Source organism: Streptomyces sp. NPDC050997, assembly GCF_040660135.1.
Taxonomy (GTDB): domain Bacteria; phylum Actinomycetota; class Actinomycetes; order Streptomycetales; family Streptomycetaceae; genus Streptomyces.
Genome location: NZ_JBFAGK010000032.1, coordinates 12,098 through 26,839 on the forward strand (window position 1 = coordinate 12,098; position 14,742 = coordinate 26,839).

Sequence of the window (14,742 nt, forward strand, 5' to 3'; positions counted from 1 at the left end):
CATGGCGCAGTGGACCTCGGCGATGGGCGCGGTGCAGCTGGCCCGGCTGCTCAACTCCCAGCAGGACCGTCCGGCCGGCCCCGGCAGCCGGCGCCCGCCCGCCTACCGTGCGCTGGCCGACGGCATCCGGCTGCTGGTCCTCGAAGGACGGGTGCCGGTGGCCGCCCGGCTGCCCGCCGAGCGCGAACTGGCCCTGGCCCTGTCCGTCAGCCGTACGACGGTCGCCGCCGCCTACGAGGCGCTGCGCGCCGAGGGATTCCTCGAGTCCCGGCGCGGGGCCGGTAGTTGGACGGCGGTCCCGGCGGGCAACCCGCTGCCCGCCCGTGGCCTCGAACCCCTGCCGCCCGACGCCCTCGGCTCGATGATCGACCTCGGCTGCGCGGCCCTTCCCGCGCCCGAGCCATGGCTGACCCGTGCCGTCCAGGGCGCCCTGGAGGAGCTGCCGCCGTACGCCCACACGCACGGCGACTACCCGGCCGGGCTGCCCGCGCTGCGCTCGATGATCGCCGAGCGGTACACCGCGCGCGGGATCCCGACGATGCCCGAGCAGATCATGGTCACGACCGGAGCGATGGGCGCCATCGACGCGATCTGTCATCTGTTCGCGGGGCGTGGCGAGCGCATCGCCGTCGAGTCGCCGTCGTACGCCAACATCCTCCAGCTGATGCGGGAGGCGGGCGCCCGACTGGTGCCCGTCGCCATGGCCGAGGGGCTGACCGGATGGGACGTGGACCGCTGGCGGCAGGTCCTGCGGGACGCCGCGCCCCGGCTGGCGTACGTGGTCGCCGACTTCCACAATCCGACCGGAGCCCTCGCCGGCGAGGGCCAGCGGCGGCAGTTGGTGGAGGCGGCCCGGTCCGCGGGCACGGTGCTGGTCGCCGACGAGACCATGAGCGAGCTGTGGCTGGACGCGGACATCGCGGGCGTCATGCCCCCGCCGGTCTGTGCTTTCGACCCGGCAGGGTCCACGGTGATCACCGTCGGATCGGCCAGCAAGGCGTTCTGGGCGGGGATGCGGATCGGCTGGGTGCGGGCGGCGCCCGACGTCATCCGCAGCCTGGTCTCCGCGCGGGCCTACGCCGATATGGGCACTCCGGTGGTCGAACAGCTGGCCGTGAACTGGCTGTTCAGCACGGGCGGCTGGGCGAAGGCCGTGGACGTGCGGCGCGATCAGGCGCGGGAGAACCGGGACGCGTTGGTGGCGGCGGTGCGCAGGGAGCTGCCGACGTGGGAGTTCGAGGTGCCGAAGGGCGGGCTGACGTTGTGGGTGCGCGCCGGGGGGCTGTCGGGGTCGCGGCTCGCCGAGGTGGGGGAGCGGGTGGGCGTCCGGGTGCCGTCCGGGCCTCGCTTCGGGGTCGACGGGGCCTTCGAGGGGTATGTCCGGCTGCCGTTCACCGTGGGCGGTGCGCTCGCCGAGGAGGCGGCGGTGCGGTTGGCCGCGGCGGCGCGGCTGGTGGAGAGCGGGGTGTCCGGGGCCGGAGAGGCGCCTCGTACGTTCGTCGCGTGAGCGGGGTGGTTCTCGGCGGGCGGGCCTGACTCGCCCGCGCCGACGGGTGCCGCTGACCGTGGGCCGGGAACCGCCCCGGTGGCACGACACCTGCACCGGCGGCGGCTACGGCAGCTGGGCGGTCTTCGCTGCCAGGGGCTCCGCCGCCTCCGTCGGCAGTGTCTCCCCGTCCGCCGCTTCCGGCGACAGCGCCTCAGGGAGGTTCTCGCCGTCCGCCGGTGTCGTCCGCGGCGGCAGTAGCTCCAGCACCGCCTGCCGGTCCGCGTCGCTCGTCGCGTCGTCGTACGGGTCCGGGGTCGCCGGGACCTGGAGCCGATGGACGGGGCCGGCGCCCAGGCGGGCGTAGCCGCGGCCGGGCGGGACGTGGGCGACGGGGGTGGTGGCCGGGCGAACACCGAGGACGGCTTCCAGCTGGCTTCCCGTGGCCGGACCGAGGACCACGCGCGCGCGAGTGTGCTGTCGCACGGCGTCGCTGAGGGCGTCCGCGCTGTCGAACTGATCGGCCACCACCACCGTGACGTTCGCCGCACGGCCGTGCCGGAGCGGGACCTGGAGGAGCGACTGCGGGTCCTCGCGGCCGTCGGTGGCGGCGATGTGGGCGAACGCGCTCGGGCGGTCCAGGAGGATCCACAGCGGGCGCCTGGTGTCGTCCGGCAGTGGAAGGCCGGCCTGACGTGCGTTGTTCGCGGCGATCAGGCGGCGCTCGGTCTCCGTCGTCGCCCACTCCAGGCTGGCCAGCGCTCCGGCCAGCCCGCACTCGACCGCGAGGACGCCGTCCCGGCCGGTGAGGCAGGCGTACTCGCCGGTGCCGCCGCCCTCGACGATCACCACGTCGCCGTACCGCAGTGCCTGCAGGGCGATCGAGCGGAGGAGGGTGGAGGTGCCGCTGCCCGGCTGGCCCATGACCAGCAGGTGCGGCTCGGTGGAGCGGGGGCCCGTGCGCCAGACGACCGGGGGCACGTCACACTGCTCCTCACCGTAGGTGAGGGGGAGGGTGCGCTGGACCTCGGAGCGGTCGGTGATGCCGAGCACCGTCTCGCCGGGAGCGGTGACGAATCGCTGGGCGGCGATGTCGGTGGGCAGCGGCGGCAGCGCGGTGACCGAGAGCTGGTTGCCCTCCTCGTCCCAGGCGAAGTGGTACTCGCGGCCGCGGCCCGACTTGGCGGACAGCAACCGCTCGATGCGGGCCCGGGACTCGGCCTCGCCGTCGGTGAAGTACGCCGGGTAGCGGATCACGAGATGGGTCGTGCGGCACGTCCCGTCGAACTCGTAGGCGGGGAAGGCCGTCTCCCAGTCGCCGCCGTGCGCGTAGAGCGGGGCCGGGTCCTCGGCGCTCGAGAAGTACGGGACCAGGGCCTCGTACAACGACTGGAGCCGCTCGCTCTGGGACTCGTCGGGACCCTCGGGCTCCGCCGGTCCGCGATCCCGGCCCTGCCAGGCTGCCGCCGCCATCAGGGTGATGACGGCGAGCAGTGGGCCGTACGGAACGAGCGCCACGACCAGGACCACCGCCGCCACCAGGAAAAGCAGCGGCCCGCGCCTGTCCTTGGGGGTGTCGACCCATCTGCGCCGCCCGGCCGATGCCAGCCGGCGCAACCCGCGACTGATCGTGATCAGCGGGTGGAGGACGTCGGTGGCACTGTCGGCCGCCGTCCGGGCCAGCTCCCGGCTCCGGGCGATCTGTGCGCTGCCTGTGCTCAGGATGCGGGGGAGGGGGCGCCGGGCCACTGCTGTCTCCTGATGGTGCGTACGGGCGTGGGGAGCGTCAGAACTTGATTCCGCCCAGGAGGCCCGCGAGGCTCTCGCCGCCGGCCTTGATGCTCGGCGCGATGGCTGTACTCGCGAGGTAGAAGCCGAACAGGACCGAGACCATGGCGTGCGAGGCCTTGAGTCCGTCCTTGCGGAAGAAGAGGAAGACGATGATGCCGAGCAGGACCACGCCTGAGATGGACAGGATCATTTGGGATCTCCTGGTTGATGGGGACAGTCACCATGAGTACTTCCAGGATCACAGCATGTATCCATACTATAAAAGGTGCAACTGGGTGAATTCCTATTGATTTCGCCCAGGTGGCGGAGTGGTCTCGGCCTGGTTGAGCTGGGCTCTTGTGTCAGACCGGTTCTGCGGTGATCTTTGCCTCCGGCACATCGGGTCATGTGCGGCGCAAGCCAGTACCCTGGCGATTCACCTGAACGGTTGCATGGAGAGGCGGTCCGGCCGATGAGTGAAGCCCCCGACCCCGAGGTCGTGGAGCTCGCGACCAAGGTCTTCGATCTGGCCCGCCAGGGGCCGACCGAGGCGCTCGTGGCATATGTGGACGCCGGCGTTCCGGCCAACCTGACCAACGACCGCGGTGACTCCCTGCTGATGCTGGCCGCCTACCACGGTCACGCCGACGCCGTACGTGCCCTGCTCGCCCGGGGCGCCGAGGCCGACCGGATCAACGACCGGGGCCAGACCCCGCTCGCCGGGGCCGTCTTCAAGGGCGAGGAAGACGTCATCAAGGCCCTTCTGGAGGGCGGTGCCGACCCGGCGTCCGGCACACCGTCGGCCGTCGACACGGCACGGATGTTCGGTAAGACACATCTGCTCGAACTGTTCGGCACGCACTGACACATCTGCTCTGACCAGGGCAGACACAGAAAACGGGGGAGGCGGTAACCGGCCGCCGAAATTTCGGTCGCGGCGGATGGAACTGCCGGGTCATCATGACGTCGTGATTCACGGACGCGATGGCTGGGCAGGTGATGCCGCACCGCGCGGGCCGTGAGACGGTCCGCATGGGCCACTGACGAGAGGCAGAGGAAGATGGCTTACAGCAAGCAGGAAACGGCGGGCGCCCCGACGTGTTGTCACGCGGCCAGGTAATGCACGTCCCCGGTTGCGTCGACGCTTGATGTGAGGCTGTTTCCCATGTTCGATCCGGTCATAGCGCCCAGCGGTACGCTGCTCGGCCTGCTCCAGCGGGGCCGCGGCGACGGCACACTGCACGCGCTCACCGCACCGCGCGCCGAAGCGCTCGCGGCGCTGAACCACTGCGTGCTGCGCGATCCCCGCCACGACTGGCAGGTGGAGAACCGCTCCCTCTACTACGCCCGTCTCTTCCTCGACCTGAACGGCGAACTGGACGAGATCGAGGCCCATCTCCTCGACGTCGAGGACGTACTCGACCCCGAGGAGTCACGCACCGGCCTGGCCCTGGCGGTTCTCGGGCATCTCGCCTCGTACGGCAGGCGGGACGCGCTGGAACTGCTGCGCAGGTACGCGGGCTCCGGCTCCAACTGGGCCTGGGCCCTGGACGAGCTGGCGCTGCGCGACGACGACGCCGGACTGCGTGCCCTCGCCGCCCCCGTCCTCGCGCGGTTCGCGACCGACGCCGAGGGCGAGGCCGAACTCGCGGCCGCCGTGCGCGACGCCTTCGAACCCCGGCCCTGGCGGCTGTGGGCGGACGACCCGCGCGAATCGATCGCCACGCGCGTGCGTGCCGCTCACGAGACCGGCCATTTCGACCGCTGGCAACGTCAGATGCGACCCGGCGGGCCCCGCCCGGGGTGGAGCGTGCGGGCCGTGTTCGAGTGGGCCCAGCAAGGGATGGAACGCGGTGCCGCCCTCCATGTCCCCGCCGCCCGCTGTCTGGTGGCCGTCGCGGGGCCCGAGGACCGGCCGGAGATCGTCCGCGCCGCCCAGGACGGCACCGACGGTGCCCGCTGCACGGCCCTGCGCTATCTCGCCGACAGCAACGATCCGGACGCCCTCGACCTGATCGAGAATGCGGTGGCCGCCGGTACCACGGCCGTCGTGGACGCCGCCGTGGACGCCTTCGAGCGCATGCGCAGCATCGCCGCCGTCGAACGCGCGCGCGGCTGGGCCGGCCGCCCCGATCTCCTCGGCGCCGCCTCCGGCCGCATCCTCGCCTGCCTGGGCGGGGCCCAGGACAACGAACACGTCCTCGCGGCGCTCAGGGAGGCGGTACGGGGTGAAGGCCCCGACGCGCCGACCCTGTGGACCCTCGTCGACGGCACCGGGCGGCTGGGCATCGCCTGCGCGGCCCCCGTCCTGCGCCACATCTATCGCGAGACCGCCTCCTCCCACCTGCGCGGCCGGGCCGCCCGAGCCCTCGCAGCCACCGACCCCTCCTTCGCCACCGGCTTCGCCGTCGAGTGCCTCTGGGACTGCGAGGAGTCCACCCGGGAGATCGCCGCCCGGCACGCCGAGACCGGTGACGCCCGGGTCGTGGAGCGGTTGCGTCGGCTCGCCGCCGACCCGGCCGAGGAAGCCGAGGTCCAGACCGCCGTCCGCAGCCGGATCGGACCGGACGCGACCGCCATGTGACCGACGGGCTTTCGGGTGCGCCCGCTCGTGATCGCAGCCGGTTCAGGTGCGACCTCCGGCGAGTTTTCCGGGCTCGGGCGCACCCTCTGGGTGAACTCGGGATGACCTGCGGGTCGGGAGCGCATGGACGCGGTCTGACCTGCTCGGGTATGCAGCGCAACGCTCACAGGACGTTCCTCGTCCGGAAAGATCCACGTTGACGCGGGCACGTCCAGTACGGCGACAACACGAGTATGCGTGTCGTCATCGTGACCGAATCCTTTCCCCCCGATGTGAACGGCGTGGCCCACTGCGCGTTCCAAACCGCCCGGCACCTCGTAGATCGCGGTCACTCTCCGCTCGTCGTCGCGCCGGCCACCGCCGCCGGCACCGGGCCCGGGGTGGATGCCCTGGCGCCCTGCCCTGTCGTCCGTGTCCCCTCCCTACCGCTCCCGGGCTACCCCCAGGTCCGTGTCGCCCTCCCCAGCCGACGCGTGGCCGCGGCGATCACCGAGCACCGTGCCGACGTCGTCCACCTGGCCAGCCCCTTCGTCCTCGGCGTCCGCGGCATGGCCGCCGCCGCCCGGCTCGGCATCCCCGCCGTGGCCGTCTACCAGACCGACCTCGCCGGATACGCCCGCACCTACGTCCACGCGGGCGAGGCCGCCGCCTGGCGTCGCATCCGCTCCGTCCACTCCGCCGCCGACCTCACCCTCGCCCCGTCCAGCCCGGCCCTGCACGACCTGGAGGCGCACGGTGTGCCCCGGGTACGGCTGTGGGCGCGGGGCGTGGACACCGCCCGTTTCCGTCCCGAGCTGCGGGACGAGGCACTGCGCCGCGAACTCGCCCCGAACGGTGAACTGATCGTCGGCTACGTCGGCCGACTGGCCCCCGAGAAGCAGGTCGAGCTGCTGTCGGGCGTGTGCGGCCTGGACGGCGTCCGGGTCGTGGTCGTCGGCGACGGGCCGAGCCGGCCGCACCTGGACCAGGAACTGCCGGGCGCGGTCTTCCTGGGCCGCCGTACCGGCGACGAACTGGCCAGGATCTTCGCCTCCTTCGACGTCTTCGCGCACACCGGCCCCTTCGAGACCTTCTGCCAGACCGTGCAGGAGGCCATGGCGAGCGGCGTGCCCGTGGTCGCCCCCGCCGCCGGCGGCCCGCTGGACCTGGTCGCCGACGGACGCACCGGGTTCCTGGTCCCGCCACGCGACGCGGCCGCCGTACGGGACGCCGTCCGGTCCCTGGCCGTCGACCCCGGCCTGCGCACGGCGTTCGGCGCCACCGCGCGCGCGACCGTCGAGGGACGCACCTGGGCCGCCGTCGGCGACCAGCTGATCGAGCACTACGCGAACGTGCTCGCCGCCCGGAAGACGGTGATGGCGGCATGACGTCCTTGCGCATAGTGCGGCTGGCCAACTTCGTCGCGCCGTCGTCCGGTGGTCTGCGTACCGCGCTGCGCGAACTCGGCACGGGCTTCAAGGCCGCCGGACACGAGCCCGTGCTGATCGTGCCGGGTGAGCGCGCGACCGACCGCGAGACCGAGCAGGGGCGAGTGATCACCCTGCCCGGTCCGTTGCTGCCCGGCACCGGCGGCTACCGCGTCCTCACCGACCGGCGGCGGGTGGCCGGACTCCTGGAGGAGCTCGCTCCCGACCGCCTGGAGGTCTCCGACCGTACGACCCTTCGCTGGACCGGCAAGTGGGCGCGGCGCGCCCGGGTCCCGGCCGTGATGGTCTCCCACGAGAGTGCCGACGGTGTGCTGCGCACCTGGGGTCTGTCGGAGGGAGCGGCCCGGCGTGCCGCCGACGCCCTCAACGTCCGTACGGCCCACACCTATGCGCGCGTGGTGTGCACCACGGAGTTCGCCGAGCGGGAGTTCGTGCGGATCGGGGCGCGGAACGTCGTACGGGCGCCGCTCGGCGTCGACCTGGTGCAGCGGCACCCCGCGCTGCGCGACCCCGGGCTGCGCGCCCGGCACGCGCGCGGGGACGAGGTGCTGCTGGTGACGTGCACCCGGCTGTCCGTGGAGAAGCGGCCCGGCACCGCGCTGGACGCCCTGGAGGCGCTCGTACGGCGAGGTCGGCGGGCGGTGCTCGTGGTGGCCGGGGACGGGCCGCTGCGGCCCCGGCTCGAACAGCGGGCGCGGGAACGCGGGTTGCCGGTGACGTTCCTCGGACACGTCTCCGACCGCGGTGTGCTGGGTGCCCTCCAGGCGTCCGCCGACGTCTGTCTGGCAGCGGGGCCCGCAGAGACGTTCGGGCTCGCCGCCCTGGAGGCGATGGCCTGCGGTACCCCGGTGGTCGCCAGTGCCTCGTCCGCGCTGCCCGAGGTGATCGGCTCCGCCGGAGCCGTCGCGGCGGATCACGGGGGCGCCTTCGCGGACGCCGTGGAACTGCTCCTCGCCCGGCCCGTGGAGGAGCGCCGGGAGGTCGCACGCGCGCGGGCGGAGTGCTTCGGGTGGGGCACGGCGGTCTCGGCCTTCCTCCGAGCGCACGACGCGGTGACGTCCGTAGGGCCTCTCGCCGGGGGTGGCCCGGGCGGGCCCTTCGTGCCCGGAGGCGTGGCATGAGACCGCTGCGGTTCGTGGCGCTCGGTGACTCGCTGACCGAAGGTGTGGGCGATCCCGTCGGCGACGGGTGGCGCGGCTGGGCCGCGCTGCTCGCCGACGGGATCGCGCAAGGGCCCGGGGAGTGCGGTGAGTTCGGCGAGCCCGTGGAGTCGTTGGGCTCCGTGGAGTTCACGAACCTGGCGGTGAGCGGTTCGCAGACCCGTGACGTGCTGGAACGTCAGCTGCCCGCGGGGCTCGCGCTGCGGCCCGATGTCGTCTCGGTGGTCATCGGGGTCAACGACACCCTGCGCTGCACCTTCGACATCCAGGCCGTGGCCGCGCGCCTCGACACGGTCTACTCGGCCTTCACCGACCAGGGCGCCGTCCTGCTCACGGCCTGTCTGCCCGACCCCGGCGCGATGCTCGGGCTGCCCGGGGCCCTGGCGCGTCCACTGGCCCGGCGGCAGCGGGCGGTCAACGCCGTGGTCCACGCGCTGTCCGAGCGGCACGGGGCCGTACACCTGCACGCGTCCGAGGGCGCATGGCTCACCGACCGCGCGATGTGGAGCGCGGACCGGCTGCACCCCGGCGAGCGGGGACACCGGCAACTGGCGTCGCGTTTCCACGCGCTGCTGACGGCGCGGGGCCTGGCGACGGGGTCCGCGCCCTCGCCCGAGCCGGAGTTCCCCGTGCCCACCACGTCGGCGAGTCTGTGGTGGCTGGCCACCGCCGGCACCGGCTGGGTGGCCCGGCGGTGCACCGACCTGCTGCCACAGCTCCTGACGCTCGCCGTCGACGAGATGCGGCACCGCGCGCGTGGGACGAGCGCCCGGCTCGACCTGCGGGCCTCAGCGGCCGTGTCCGCGGCGCTCACCGCCCTCTCGGCCGCCTCCGCGGCGGAACAACGGCCGGACGTGGCGTAAGCGCTCCGGGGAGGGCCGTGTGACGCCGGTGAGGCGGCCGCGGGTGCGCGGGAGGCCGGGCGCGCGGTTCCCCGCGGCCCTTGCGGCGTCAGTGTCGGCGTACGGCCACGAAGCGCACCGGTGTGCCGGGCGCCGCCTGGGCGACGGCCGGCAGGTCGGCCGTGCGGACCACCGCGATCACGGGGTAGCCCCCGGTGGTCGGGTGGTCGGCGAGGAAGACCACCGGTCGGCCGTCGGGCGGCACCTGAACCGCACCCAGCACCATCCCCTCGCTGGCGAGTTCGCCGGTCAGGGACCGCTCCAGGGCGGGTCCTTCGGTGCGCAGCCCGATGCGGTTGCTGGCGGAGGACACCCGGAAGGTGCGCGCGGTGAAGGCGCGTAGGGCTTCCGGGGTGAACCAGTCGTCGCGCGGGCCCAGGGTCACCCGCAGGACGAGTTCGGCCGGGGGCGCGGGCTGCGGAGCGACGTCCACGCGCGCGTGGAGCTCGCCGGGGGGACCCAGGGGCAGCACCGCGTCGTTCGTGAGCGGTGGTGGGCCGAGGCCCGACAGCAGGTCCGTGGACCGGCTGCCGAGGACCGGCTCGACGGCCACGCCGCCGGAGAGGGCGACGTAACTGCGTACTCCGTGGACGGCCGCTCCGATGTCGAGCAGCGAGCCCGCGGGCACCCGCACCGGAGCGCCCCAGGCGGCCGGGCGCCCATCCAGCGTGACCGGGCAGGGCGCGCCCGCGACGGCCACGGTGACGGTCGAACGGGGCCGCAGCGTACAGCCGTTGAGCGTGGTCTCCAGGACGGCGGCCTCGGGACGGTTGCCGACCAGACGGTTGACGAGCGCCGCCGTCGGCCCGTCCAGGGCACCGGACCGGGGCACCCCGAGATGCGCGTGCCCGGGACGGCCCCGGTCCTGGACGGTGGTGAGTATCCCGGCGCGCACGACGACCAGGGCGCGGTCCGTCATGAGCGCCCCGCCCGGACGAAACGGACGCGGGTGCCCGGCGACAGCAGCGCGGCCGGGACCCGCGCGTGGTCCCACAGCACCGCGTCCGTGGTGCCGATCAGCTGCCAGCCGCCCGGAGACGAACGCGGGTAGACGCCCGTGTACGGGCCCGCGAGCCCCACCGAGCCCGCCGGGACCCTGGTGCGCGGAGTGGCCCGGCGCGGAACGTCGTAGCGGGCCGGCAGGCCGGTGAGGTAGCCGAAGCCGGGGGCGAATCCGCAGAAGGCGACGCGGAATTCGGTGCCCGCGTGGATCCGGGCCACCTCCTGCTCCGCGACGCCCCAGTGGGCGGCGACGTCCGCCAGGTCGGGGCCGTCGTAGCGGACGGGGACGTCCAGGACCTCCTGCTCGCGCGGGGGATTGCTAGGGATCTCGGAGGCGGTCAGTTCGGACGCCAGGCGCCCCGGGTCGTCCAGTCCGTCCAGGAGGACCGTCCGGGCCGCCGGGACGATCTCGCGAACGGTGAGCAGACCCGCCGCGCGGCGCCGCACCAACTCCGCGTGCAGGGCCTGCGCCTCGTCGCCGGAGGCCACCTCGACGAGCAGAGCGCCGTCGCCGACGTGCAGTGCCCTCATGCGAAGGCCTCCACCCGCACGCCCGAGGTCTCCAGCCGCTCCCGGACCCGGCGGGCCAGGCCCACCGCGCCGGGCGTGTCCCCGTGCAGGCACAGGGAACGGGCGCGTACCGCGATCCGTACGCCGGAGTGCGCGGTGACCTTGCCGGAGCGGGCCAGATCCACCGACCGTGCCACGACGGCCTCCGGGTCGGTCACCACTGCGCCGTCCCGGCCGCGCGGCACGAGCGTGCCCTCGTCGGTGTACGCGCGATCCGCGAACGCCTCCGTGACGGGTGGCAGGCCCGCCTTGTCCGCCAGGTCCAGGAGGCGGGAGCCGGGCAGCCCGAGCACGGGCAGCGTGGCGTCCGCGAGGAGCACGCCGGCCACGACCGCACCGGCCTGCTCCTCGTCGTGCACGACCCGGTTGTAGAGAGCGCCGTGCGGCTTGACGTACGACACCCTCGAGCCCGCAGCCCGCGCGAACACCTCCAAGGCGCCGATCTGGTACGCCACTTCGGCGGCCAGCTCGGCGGGCGGCACGTCCATCGAGCGCCGCCCGAACCCCGCCAGGTCCCGGTAGGAGACCTGCGCGCCGATCCGTACCCCGCGCTCCGCCGCCAACTCGCAGACCCGGCGCATCGTGGCCGCGTCCCCGGCGTGGAAGCCGCAGGCCACGTTGGCGCTGGTGACGACGGTGAGCAGCTGCTCGTCGTCGGTCAGCCGCCAGCGGCCGAAGCCCTCGCCCAGGTCGGCGTTGAGATCGATCGAGGTCATGGATCCTTCGTCTCTCCTTCTCAGGCCACGCGGTCTCAGGCCACGCGGTACTGCTCGTCGCGGGCGTCGGTGAGGAACATCTGGCCCGGCGCGTGGGTGATGGCGAACGGCGGGCGTGAGGCCATCACCGCCGCCTGCGGAGTCACACCGCAGGCCCAGAACACCGGGATGTCGTCCGGTTCGGCGTGCACCGGGTCTCCGAAGTCGGGGCTGCCGAGGTCGTAGATACCGAGGCTTGAGGGATCGCCGCAGTGTACGGGGCTGCCGTGCACCGCCGGAAGCAGACTGCTCTCCCGGATGGCGGCCGCCAGGTGCTGCGGCGGCACCGGACGCATGGACACCACCAGGGGGCCGCGCAGTCTTCCCCCCGGACGGCACTCGCGACCGGTCACGTACATCGGGACGTTGCGGCCCTGCTCGATGTGCCGGAGCGGGACGCCCGACTCGGACAGCGCCCACTCGAAAGTGAAACTGCAGCCGATCAGGAACGAGACCAGGTCGCCCCGCCAGTACGCGCGCACGTCCGTCGGCTCGTCGACCAGCTCGCCGTCCCGCCACACCCGGTAGCGCGGCAGGTCGGTGCGCAGATCGGCGCCGTCCGCGAGAACGGTGGTCCAGGAGCCGGCGTCGGTCACGTCGAGCACCGGACAGGGCTTGGGGTTGCGCTGGCAGAACAGCAGCATGTCGTACGCCCAGTCGGCGGGCACCGAGACCAGGTTGACCTGGGTGTGGCCCGCCGCCACCCCGGCGGTGGGGCCCGTCAGGCCCGCCCGGAAGCGGGTCCGGGCCTGTCGCGGGCTCCACGCGCGCGCGTGCGCGTCGACGAGGGTCAGGGGGCGGTCGTCCGTGACGACCAGGGGGCGGCCTTCCGTGCGGTTCACGCGAGTTCCTTTCCGCGCGTCTCCGGCAGCCCCAGCAGCGCCAGGGCCGCGATGCCGTAGCCGATCGCGCCGAAGACCAGCGCGCCGCCCACACCCCAGCTGTCGGCGAGGAAGCCGACCGTGGTCGGGAAGACGGCGCCGACGGCACGGCCCGTGTTGTAGGTGAAGCCCTGTCCGGTGCCGCGCACCGCCGTCGGGTACAGCTCGCTCAGGTAGGAACCGAAACCGCTGAAGATCGCCGACATGCAGAACCCGAGCGGGAAACCGAGCACCAGGAGCAGGGTGTTGGCGCTGTCGGGGATGTTCGCGTACGCCAGGATGCAGATCGCCGACAGCAGGGCGAAGAGCCAGATGTTGCGCCGGCGGCCGAGCCGGTCGGTGAGGTAACCGCCGGTCAGATAGCCGAGGAAGGCGCCGGAGATCAGGAACGTCAGATAGCCGCCGGTGCCCACGACCGACAGGCCGCGTTCGGTCTTCAGGTACGTCGGCACCCAGGTGGCGAGTGTGTAGTAGCCGCCCTGGACGCCGGTGGACAGCAGCCCGGCGAAGATCGTGGTGCGCAGCAGGCCGGGCTTGAAGATCGCCGTGAACGAGCCCTTCTCGGAGCTCTGTTCGCGCACCGCGATCGCCTTGGGCGCGTCCTGCACGCGGCGCCGCATCCAGACCACCAGCAGGGCCGGCAGCGCGCCGGTCCAGAACATGATGCGCCAGGCCAAGTCGTCGCCGGCGAAGGAGAAGACCAGGGTGTAGACGATCGCGGCGAGCGCCCAGCCCACGGCCCAGGAACTCTGGATCGCGCCCAGGGTGCGGCCCCGGTGCTTGGCGCTCGCGTACTCGGCGACCAGGATCGCGCCGACCGCCCACTCGCCCCCGAAACCGAGGCCCTGGAGGGCACGGAAGACCAGCAGTGTCTCGTAGTTGGGTGCGAAACCGCAGGCGACGGTGAAGACGGCGTAGGTGATCACCGTGATCATCAGTGCCTTGACCCGGCCGACCCGGTCCGCCACCACACCCGCCAGGGCGCCGCCGATCGCGGAGACCACCAGGGTGACGGTTGTGAAGAGGCCGGTCTGAGCGCTGTCCAGGCCGAAGTACGCGGCCAGCGCGACCATGCTCAGCGGCAGCGTGAAGTAGTCGTACGAGTCCAGGGCATAGCCGCCGAACGCGCCGGCGAAGGCGCGCCGGCCGCGCGGACCGAGTGCCCGCAGCCAGCCCAACGCCCCGTCGTCGGCGGGGCGTTCGTGCGATGTGGGGGATGCGTCGGAGGTCAGGGCCTGAGGTGGAGGGGTCGTGCTCATGGGCACCTCGCAGAGGAAGGAGGAGGGTGCGTGCGGAGCGAGCCGGGCCGTGCGGAAGCCGTCGCACCGTCGAGCGGGACGGCGCCGTTCGTAGCAAGGTAGAGGATCGTTGAACGATTCCTCAATACCTATGTTGTTTCGTTCTTGTATCTGCGGTTGAATTCCGGGCATGGCAGAGCAGCTGACGGGACTGGCGGACGACCGTGCCCTCCTGGGTCGTACCAGCACCGCGGAACGGGTCTCGGACATCCTCAGGACCCGTATCGCCGAGGGGTACTTCCCGCCCGGAACCCGGCTGTCGGAGGACAGCATCGGCGGTGCGCTCGGGGTCTCCCGCAACACCCTGCGCGAGGCGTTCCGGCTGCTCACCCACGAACGCCTGCTCGTCCACGAGTTGAACCGGGGCGTCTTCGTCCGGGTCCTGACCGTCGAGGACGTCGAGGACATCTACCGGACCCGCGGCCTCGTCGAGTGTGCTGTCGTACGGGATCTCGGTGAGCCGCCGTACGCCCTCGACGGACTTACGGAAGCCGTGGCCGAAGGGCAGCGGGCGGTGCGTGAAGGTGACTGGAAAGTGCTGGGGACGGCCAACATTCACTTCCATCGGGAGCTGGTGGCGCTCGCGGACAGCGACCGCACCGACGAACTGATGCGCAGCGTCTTCGCCGAGCTGCGGCTCGCCTTCCATGTGGTGGACGACCCGCGCCGGCTGCACGAGCCGTATCTCGCGCGCAACCAGCAGATCCTGCAGGCGCTGCGGGCGGGGGACAAGGGCGGGGCGGAGAAGCTGCTCGCGGTCTACCTCGCCGACTCGCTGGAACGCGTGGTCGAGGTGTACAGGCGAAGGGTGGGGGAGGGCACCTGAGCGGCGCGGGGAACCGCGCGGCCGGCCCACGACGGCCCGCGGACGAAACACCGCCGGTAGTCGCCCGCCCGACGGCCGGGG

The 14,742-nt window shown here is 73.0% G+C and carries 14 protein-coding genes; 7 read left to right on the forward strand and 7 right to left on the reverse strand.

The genetic code is table 11. The features are described from left to right. Position 1 precedes the first annotated feature (1 nt). Positions 2 to 1,507, forward strand: coding sequence for a PLP-dependent aminotransferase family protein (locus tag AB0H86_RS41025; RefSeq protein WP_362450840.1), 1,506 nt, complete (start codon positions 2 to 4; stop codon positions 1,505 to 1,507). Between the two features lie 105 nt (positions 1,508 to 1,612). On the opposite strand, the gene AB0H86_RS41030 is transcribed toward AB0H86_RS41025, so the two are convergent. Then, on the reverse strand, positions 1,613 to 3,235 hold the full coding sequence (locus tag AB0H86_RS41030; RefSeq protein ID WP_362450843.1) for an ATP-binding protein: 1,623 nt from the start codon (positions 3,233 to 3,235) through the stop codon (positions 1,613 to 1,615). A 37-nt stretch (positions 3,236 to 3,272) separates the two neighbouring features. After that, complete coding sequence (locus AB0H86_RS41035) at positions 3,273 to 3,467, reverse strand: hypothetical protein (RefSeq protein ID WP_362450845.1); 195 nt, start codon at positions 3,465 to 3,467, stop codon at positions 3,273 to 3,275. A 261-nt stretch (positions 3,468 to 3,728) separates the two neighbouring features. Between AB0H86_RS41035 and AB0H86_RS41040 the strand changes: the two genes are divergently transcribed. The 5 genes from AB0H86_RS41040 (at position 3,729) to AB0H86_RS41060 (ending at position 9,290) form a co-directional block, all read left to right on the forward strand. Then, complete coding sequence (locus AB0H86_RS41040; protein WP_362450847.1) at positions 3,729 to 4,121, forward strand: ankyrin repeat domain-containing protein; 393 nt, start codon at positions 3,729 to 3,731, stop codon at positions 4,119 to 4,121. 300 nt (positions 4,122 to 4,421) lie between these two features. Beyond that, positions 4,422 to 5,840 (forward strand): HEAT repeat domain-containing protein, encoded by a 1,419-nt coding sequence (locus AB0H86_RS41045; protein WP_362450849.1) that lies wholly within the window; start codon positions 4,422 to 4,424, stop codon positions 5,838 to 5,840. Between the two features lie 233 nt (positions 5,841 to 6,073). Then, on the forward strand, positions 6,074 to 7,207 hold the full coding sequence (locus AB0H86_RS41050) for a glycosyltransferase family 1 protein (protein WP_362450852.1): 1,134 nt from the start codon (positions 6,074 to 6,076) through the stop codon (positions 7,205 to 7,207). Further along, on the forward strand, positions 7,204 to 8,388 hold the full coding sequence (locus tag AB0H86_RS41055; protein ID WP_362450854.1) for a glycosyltransferase: 1,185 nt from the start codon (positions 7,204 to 7,206) through the stop codon (positions 8,386 to 8,388). The genes AB0H86_RS41050 and AB0H86_RS41055 overlap by 4 nt, the downstream gene beginning before the upstream one ends. Further along, complete coding sequence (locus AB0H86_RS41060) at positions 8,385 to 9,290, forward strand: SGNH/GDSL hydrolase family protein (RefSeq protein WP_362450856.1); 906 nt, start codon at positions 8,385 to 8,387, stop codon at positions 9,288 to 9,290. Before AB0H86_RS41055 ends, AB0H86_RS41060 begins: the two co-directional genes overlap by 4 nt. Before the next feature lie 88 nt (positions 9,291 to 9,378). On the opposite strand, the gene AB0H86_RS41065 is transcribed toward AB0H86_RS41060, so the two are convergent. The 5 genes from AB0H86_RS41065 to AB0H86_RS41085 are packed head-to-tail and all read right to left on the reverse strand — an operon-like array spanning position 9,379 to position 13,796. Next, positions 9,379 to 10,248, reverse strand: coding sequence for a biotin-dependent carboxyltransferase family protein (locus AB0H86_RS41065; RefSeq protein ID WP_362450857.1), 870 nt, complete (start codon positions 10,246 to 10,248; stop codon positions 9,379 to 9,381). After that, positions 10,245 to 10,862: a 5-oxoprolinase subunit PxpB gene (gene pxpB, locus AB0H86_RS41070; protein WP_362450859.1), complete on the reverse strand. Its 618-nt coding sequence runs from the start codon at positions 10,860 to 10,862 to the stop codon at positions 10,245 to 10,247. Before pxpB ends, AB0H86_RS41065 begins: the two co-directional genes overlap by 4 nt. Beyond that, positions 10,859 to 11,617 carry a 5-oxoprolinase subunit PxpA gene (locus AB0H86_RS41075; RefSeq protein ID WP_362450861.1) on the reverse strand — a complete coding sequence of 253 codons (759 nt, stop codon included), beginning with the start codon at positions 11,615 to 11,617 and terminating at the stop codon, positions 10,859 to 10,861. Before AB0H86_RS41075 ends, pxpB begins: the two co-directional genes overlap by 4 nt. 35 nt (positions 11,618 to 11,652) lie before the next feature. Further along, positions 11,653 to 12,474, reverse strand: a complete 822-nt coding sequence (locus tag AB0H86_RS41080) for a putative hydro-lyase (RefSeq protein ID WP_362450950.1) — start codon at positions 12,472 to 12,474, stop codon at positions 11,653 to 11,655. A gap of 20 nt (positions 12,475 to 12,494) precedes the next feature. Continuing rightward, positions 12,495 to 13,796 (reverse strand): MFS transporter, encoded by a 1,302-nt coding sequence (locus tag AB0H86_RS41085; protein WP_362450863.1) that lies wholly within the window; start codon positions 13,794 to 13,796, stop codon positions 12,495 to 12,497. A gap of 169 nt (positions 13,797 to 13,965) precedes the next feature. Between AB0H86_RS41085 and AB0H86_RS41090 the strand changes: the two genes are divergently transcribed. Next, positions 13,966 to 14,661 (forward strand): GntR family transcriptional regulator, encoded by a 696-nt coding sequence (locus AB0H86_RS41090; protein ID WP_362450865.1) that lies wholly within the window; start codon positions 13,966 to 13,968, stop codon positions 14,659 to 14,661. Positions 14,662 to 14,742 lie beyond the last annotated feature (81 nt).

What these genes read in the sequence shown, in the direction of transcription:
- AB0H86_RS41025 (WP_362450840.1), top strand. Translation starts at nt 2, where the DNA reads ATGGCGCAGTGGACCTCGGCGATGGGCGCGGTGCAGCTGGCCCGGCTG.
- AB0H86_RS41035 (WP_362450845.1), bottom strand. Translation starts at nt 3,467, where the DNA reads ATGATCCTGTCCATCTCAGGCGTGGTCCTGCTCGGCATCATCGTCTTC.
- AB0H86_RS41040 (WP_362450847.1), top strand. Translation starts at nt 3,729, where the DNA reads ATGAGTGAAGCCCCCGACCCCGAGGTCGTGGAGCTCGCGACCAAGGTC.
- AB0H86_RS41045 (WP_362450849.1), top strand. Translation starts at nt 4,422, where the DNA reads ATGTTCGATCCGGTCATAGCGCCCAGCGGTACGCTGCTCGGCCTGCTC.
- AB0H86_RS41050 (WP_362450852.1), top strand. Translation starts at nt 6,074, where the DNA reads ATGCGTGTCGTCATCGTGACCGAATCCTTTCCCCCCGATGTGAACGGC.
- AB0H86_RS41055 (WP_362450854.1), top strand. Translation starts at nt 7,204, where the DNA reads ATGACGTCCTTGCGCATAGTGCGGCTGGCCAACTTCGTCGCGCCGTCG.
- AB0H86_RS41060 (WP_362450856.1), top strand. Translation starts at nt 8,385, where the DNA reads ATGAGACCGCTGCGGTTCGTGGCGCTCGGTGACTCGCTGACCGAAGGT.
- AB0H86_RS41065 (WP_362450857.1), bottom strand. Translation starts at nt 10,248, where the DNA reads ATGACGGACCGCGCCCTGGTCGTCGTGCGCGCCGGGATACTCACCACC.
- pxpB (WP_362450859.1), bottom strand. Translation starts at nt 10,862, where the DNA reads ATGAGGGCACTGCACGTCGGCGACGGCGCTCTGCTCGTCGAGGTGGCC.
- AB0H86_RS41075 (WP_362450861.1), bottom strand. Translation starts at nt 11,617, where the DNA reads ATGACCTCGATCGATCTCAACGCCGACCTGGGCGAGGGCTTCGGCCGC.
- AB0H86_RS41085 (WP_362450863.1), bottom strand. Translation starts at nt 13,796, where the DNA reads ATGAGCACGACCCCTCCACCTCAGGCCCTGACCTCCGACGCATCCCCC.
- AB0H86_RS41090 (WP_362450865.1), top strand. Translation starts at nt 13,966, where the DNA reads ATGGCAGAGCAGCTGACGGGACTGGCGGACGACCGTGCCCTCCTGGGT.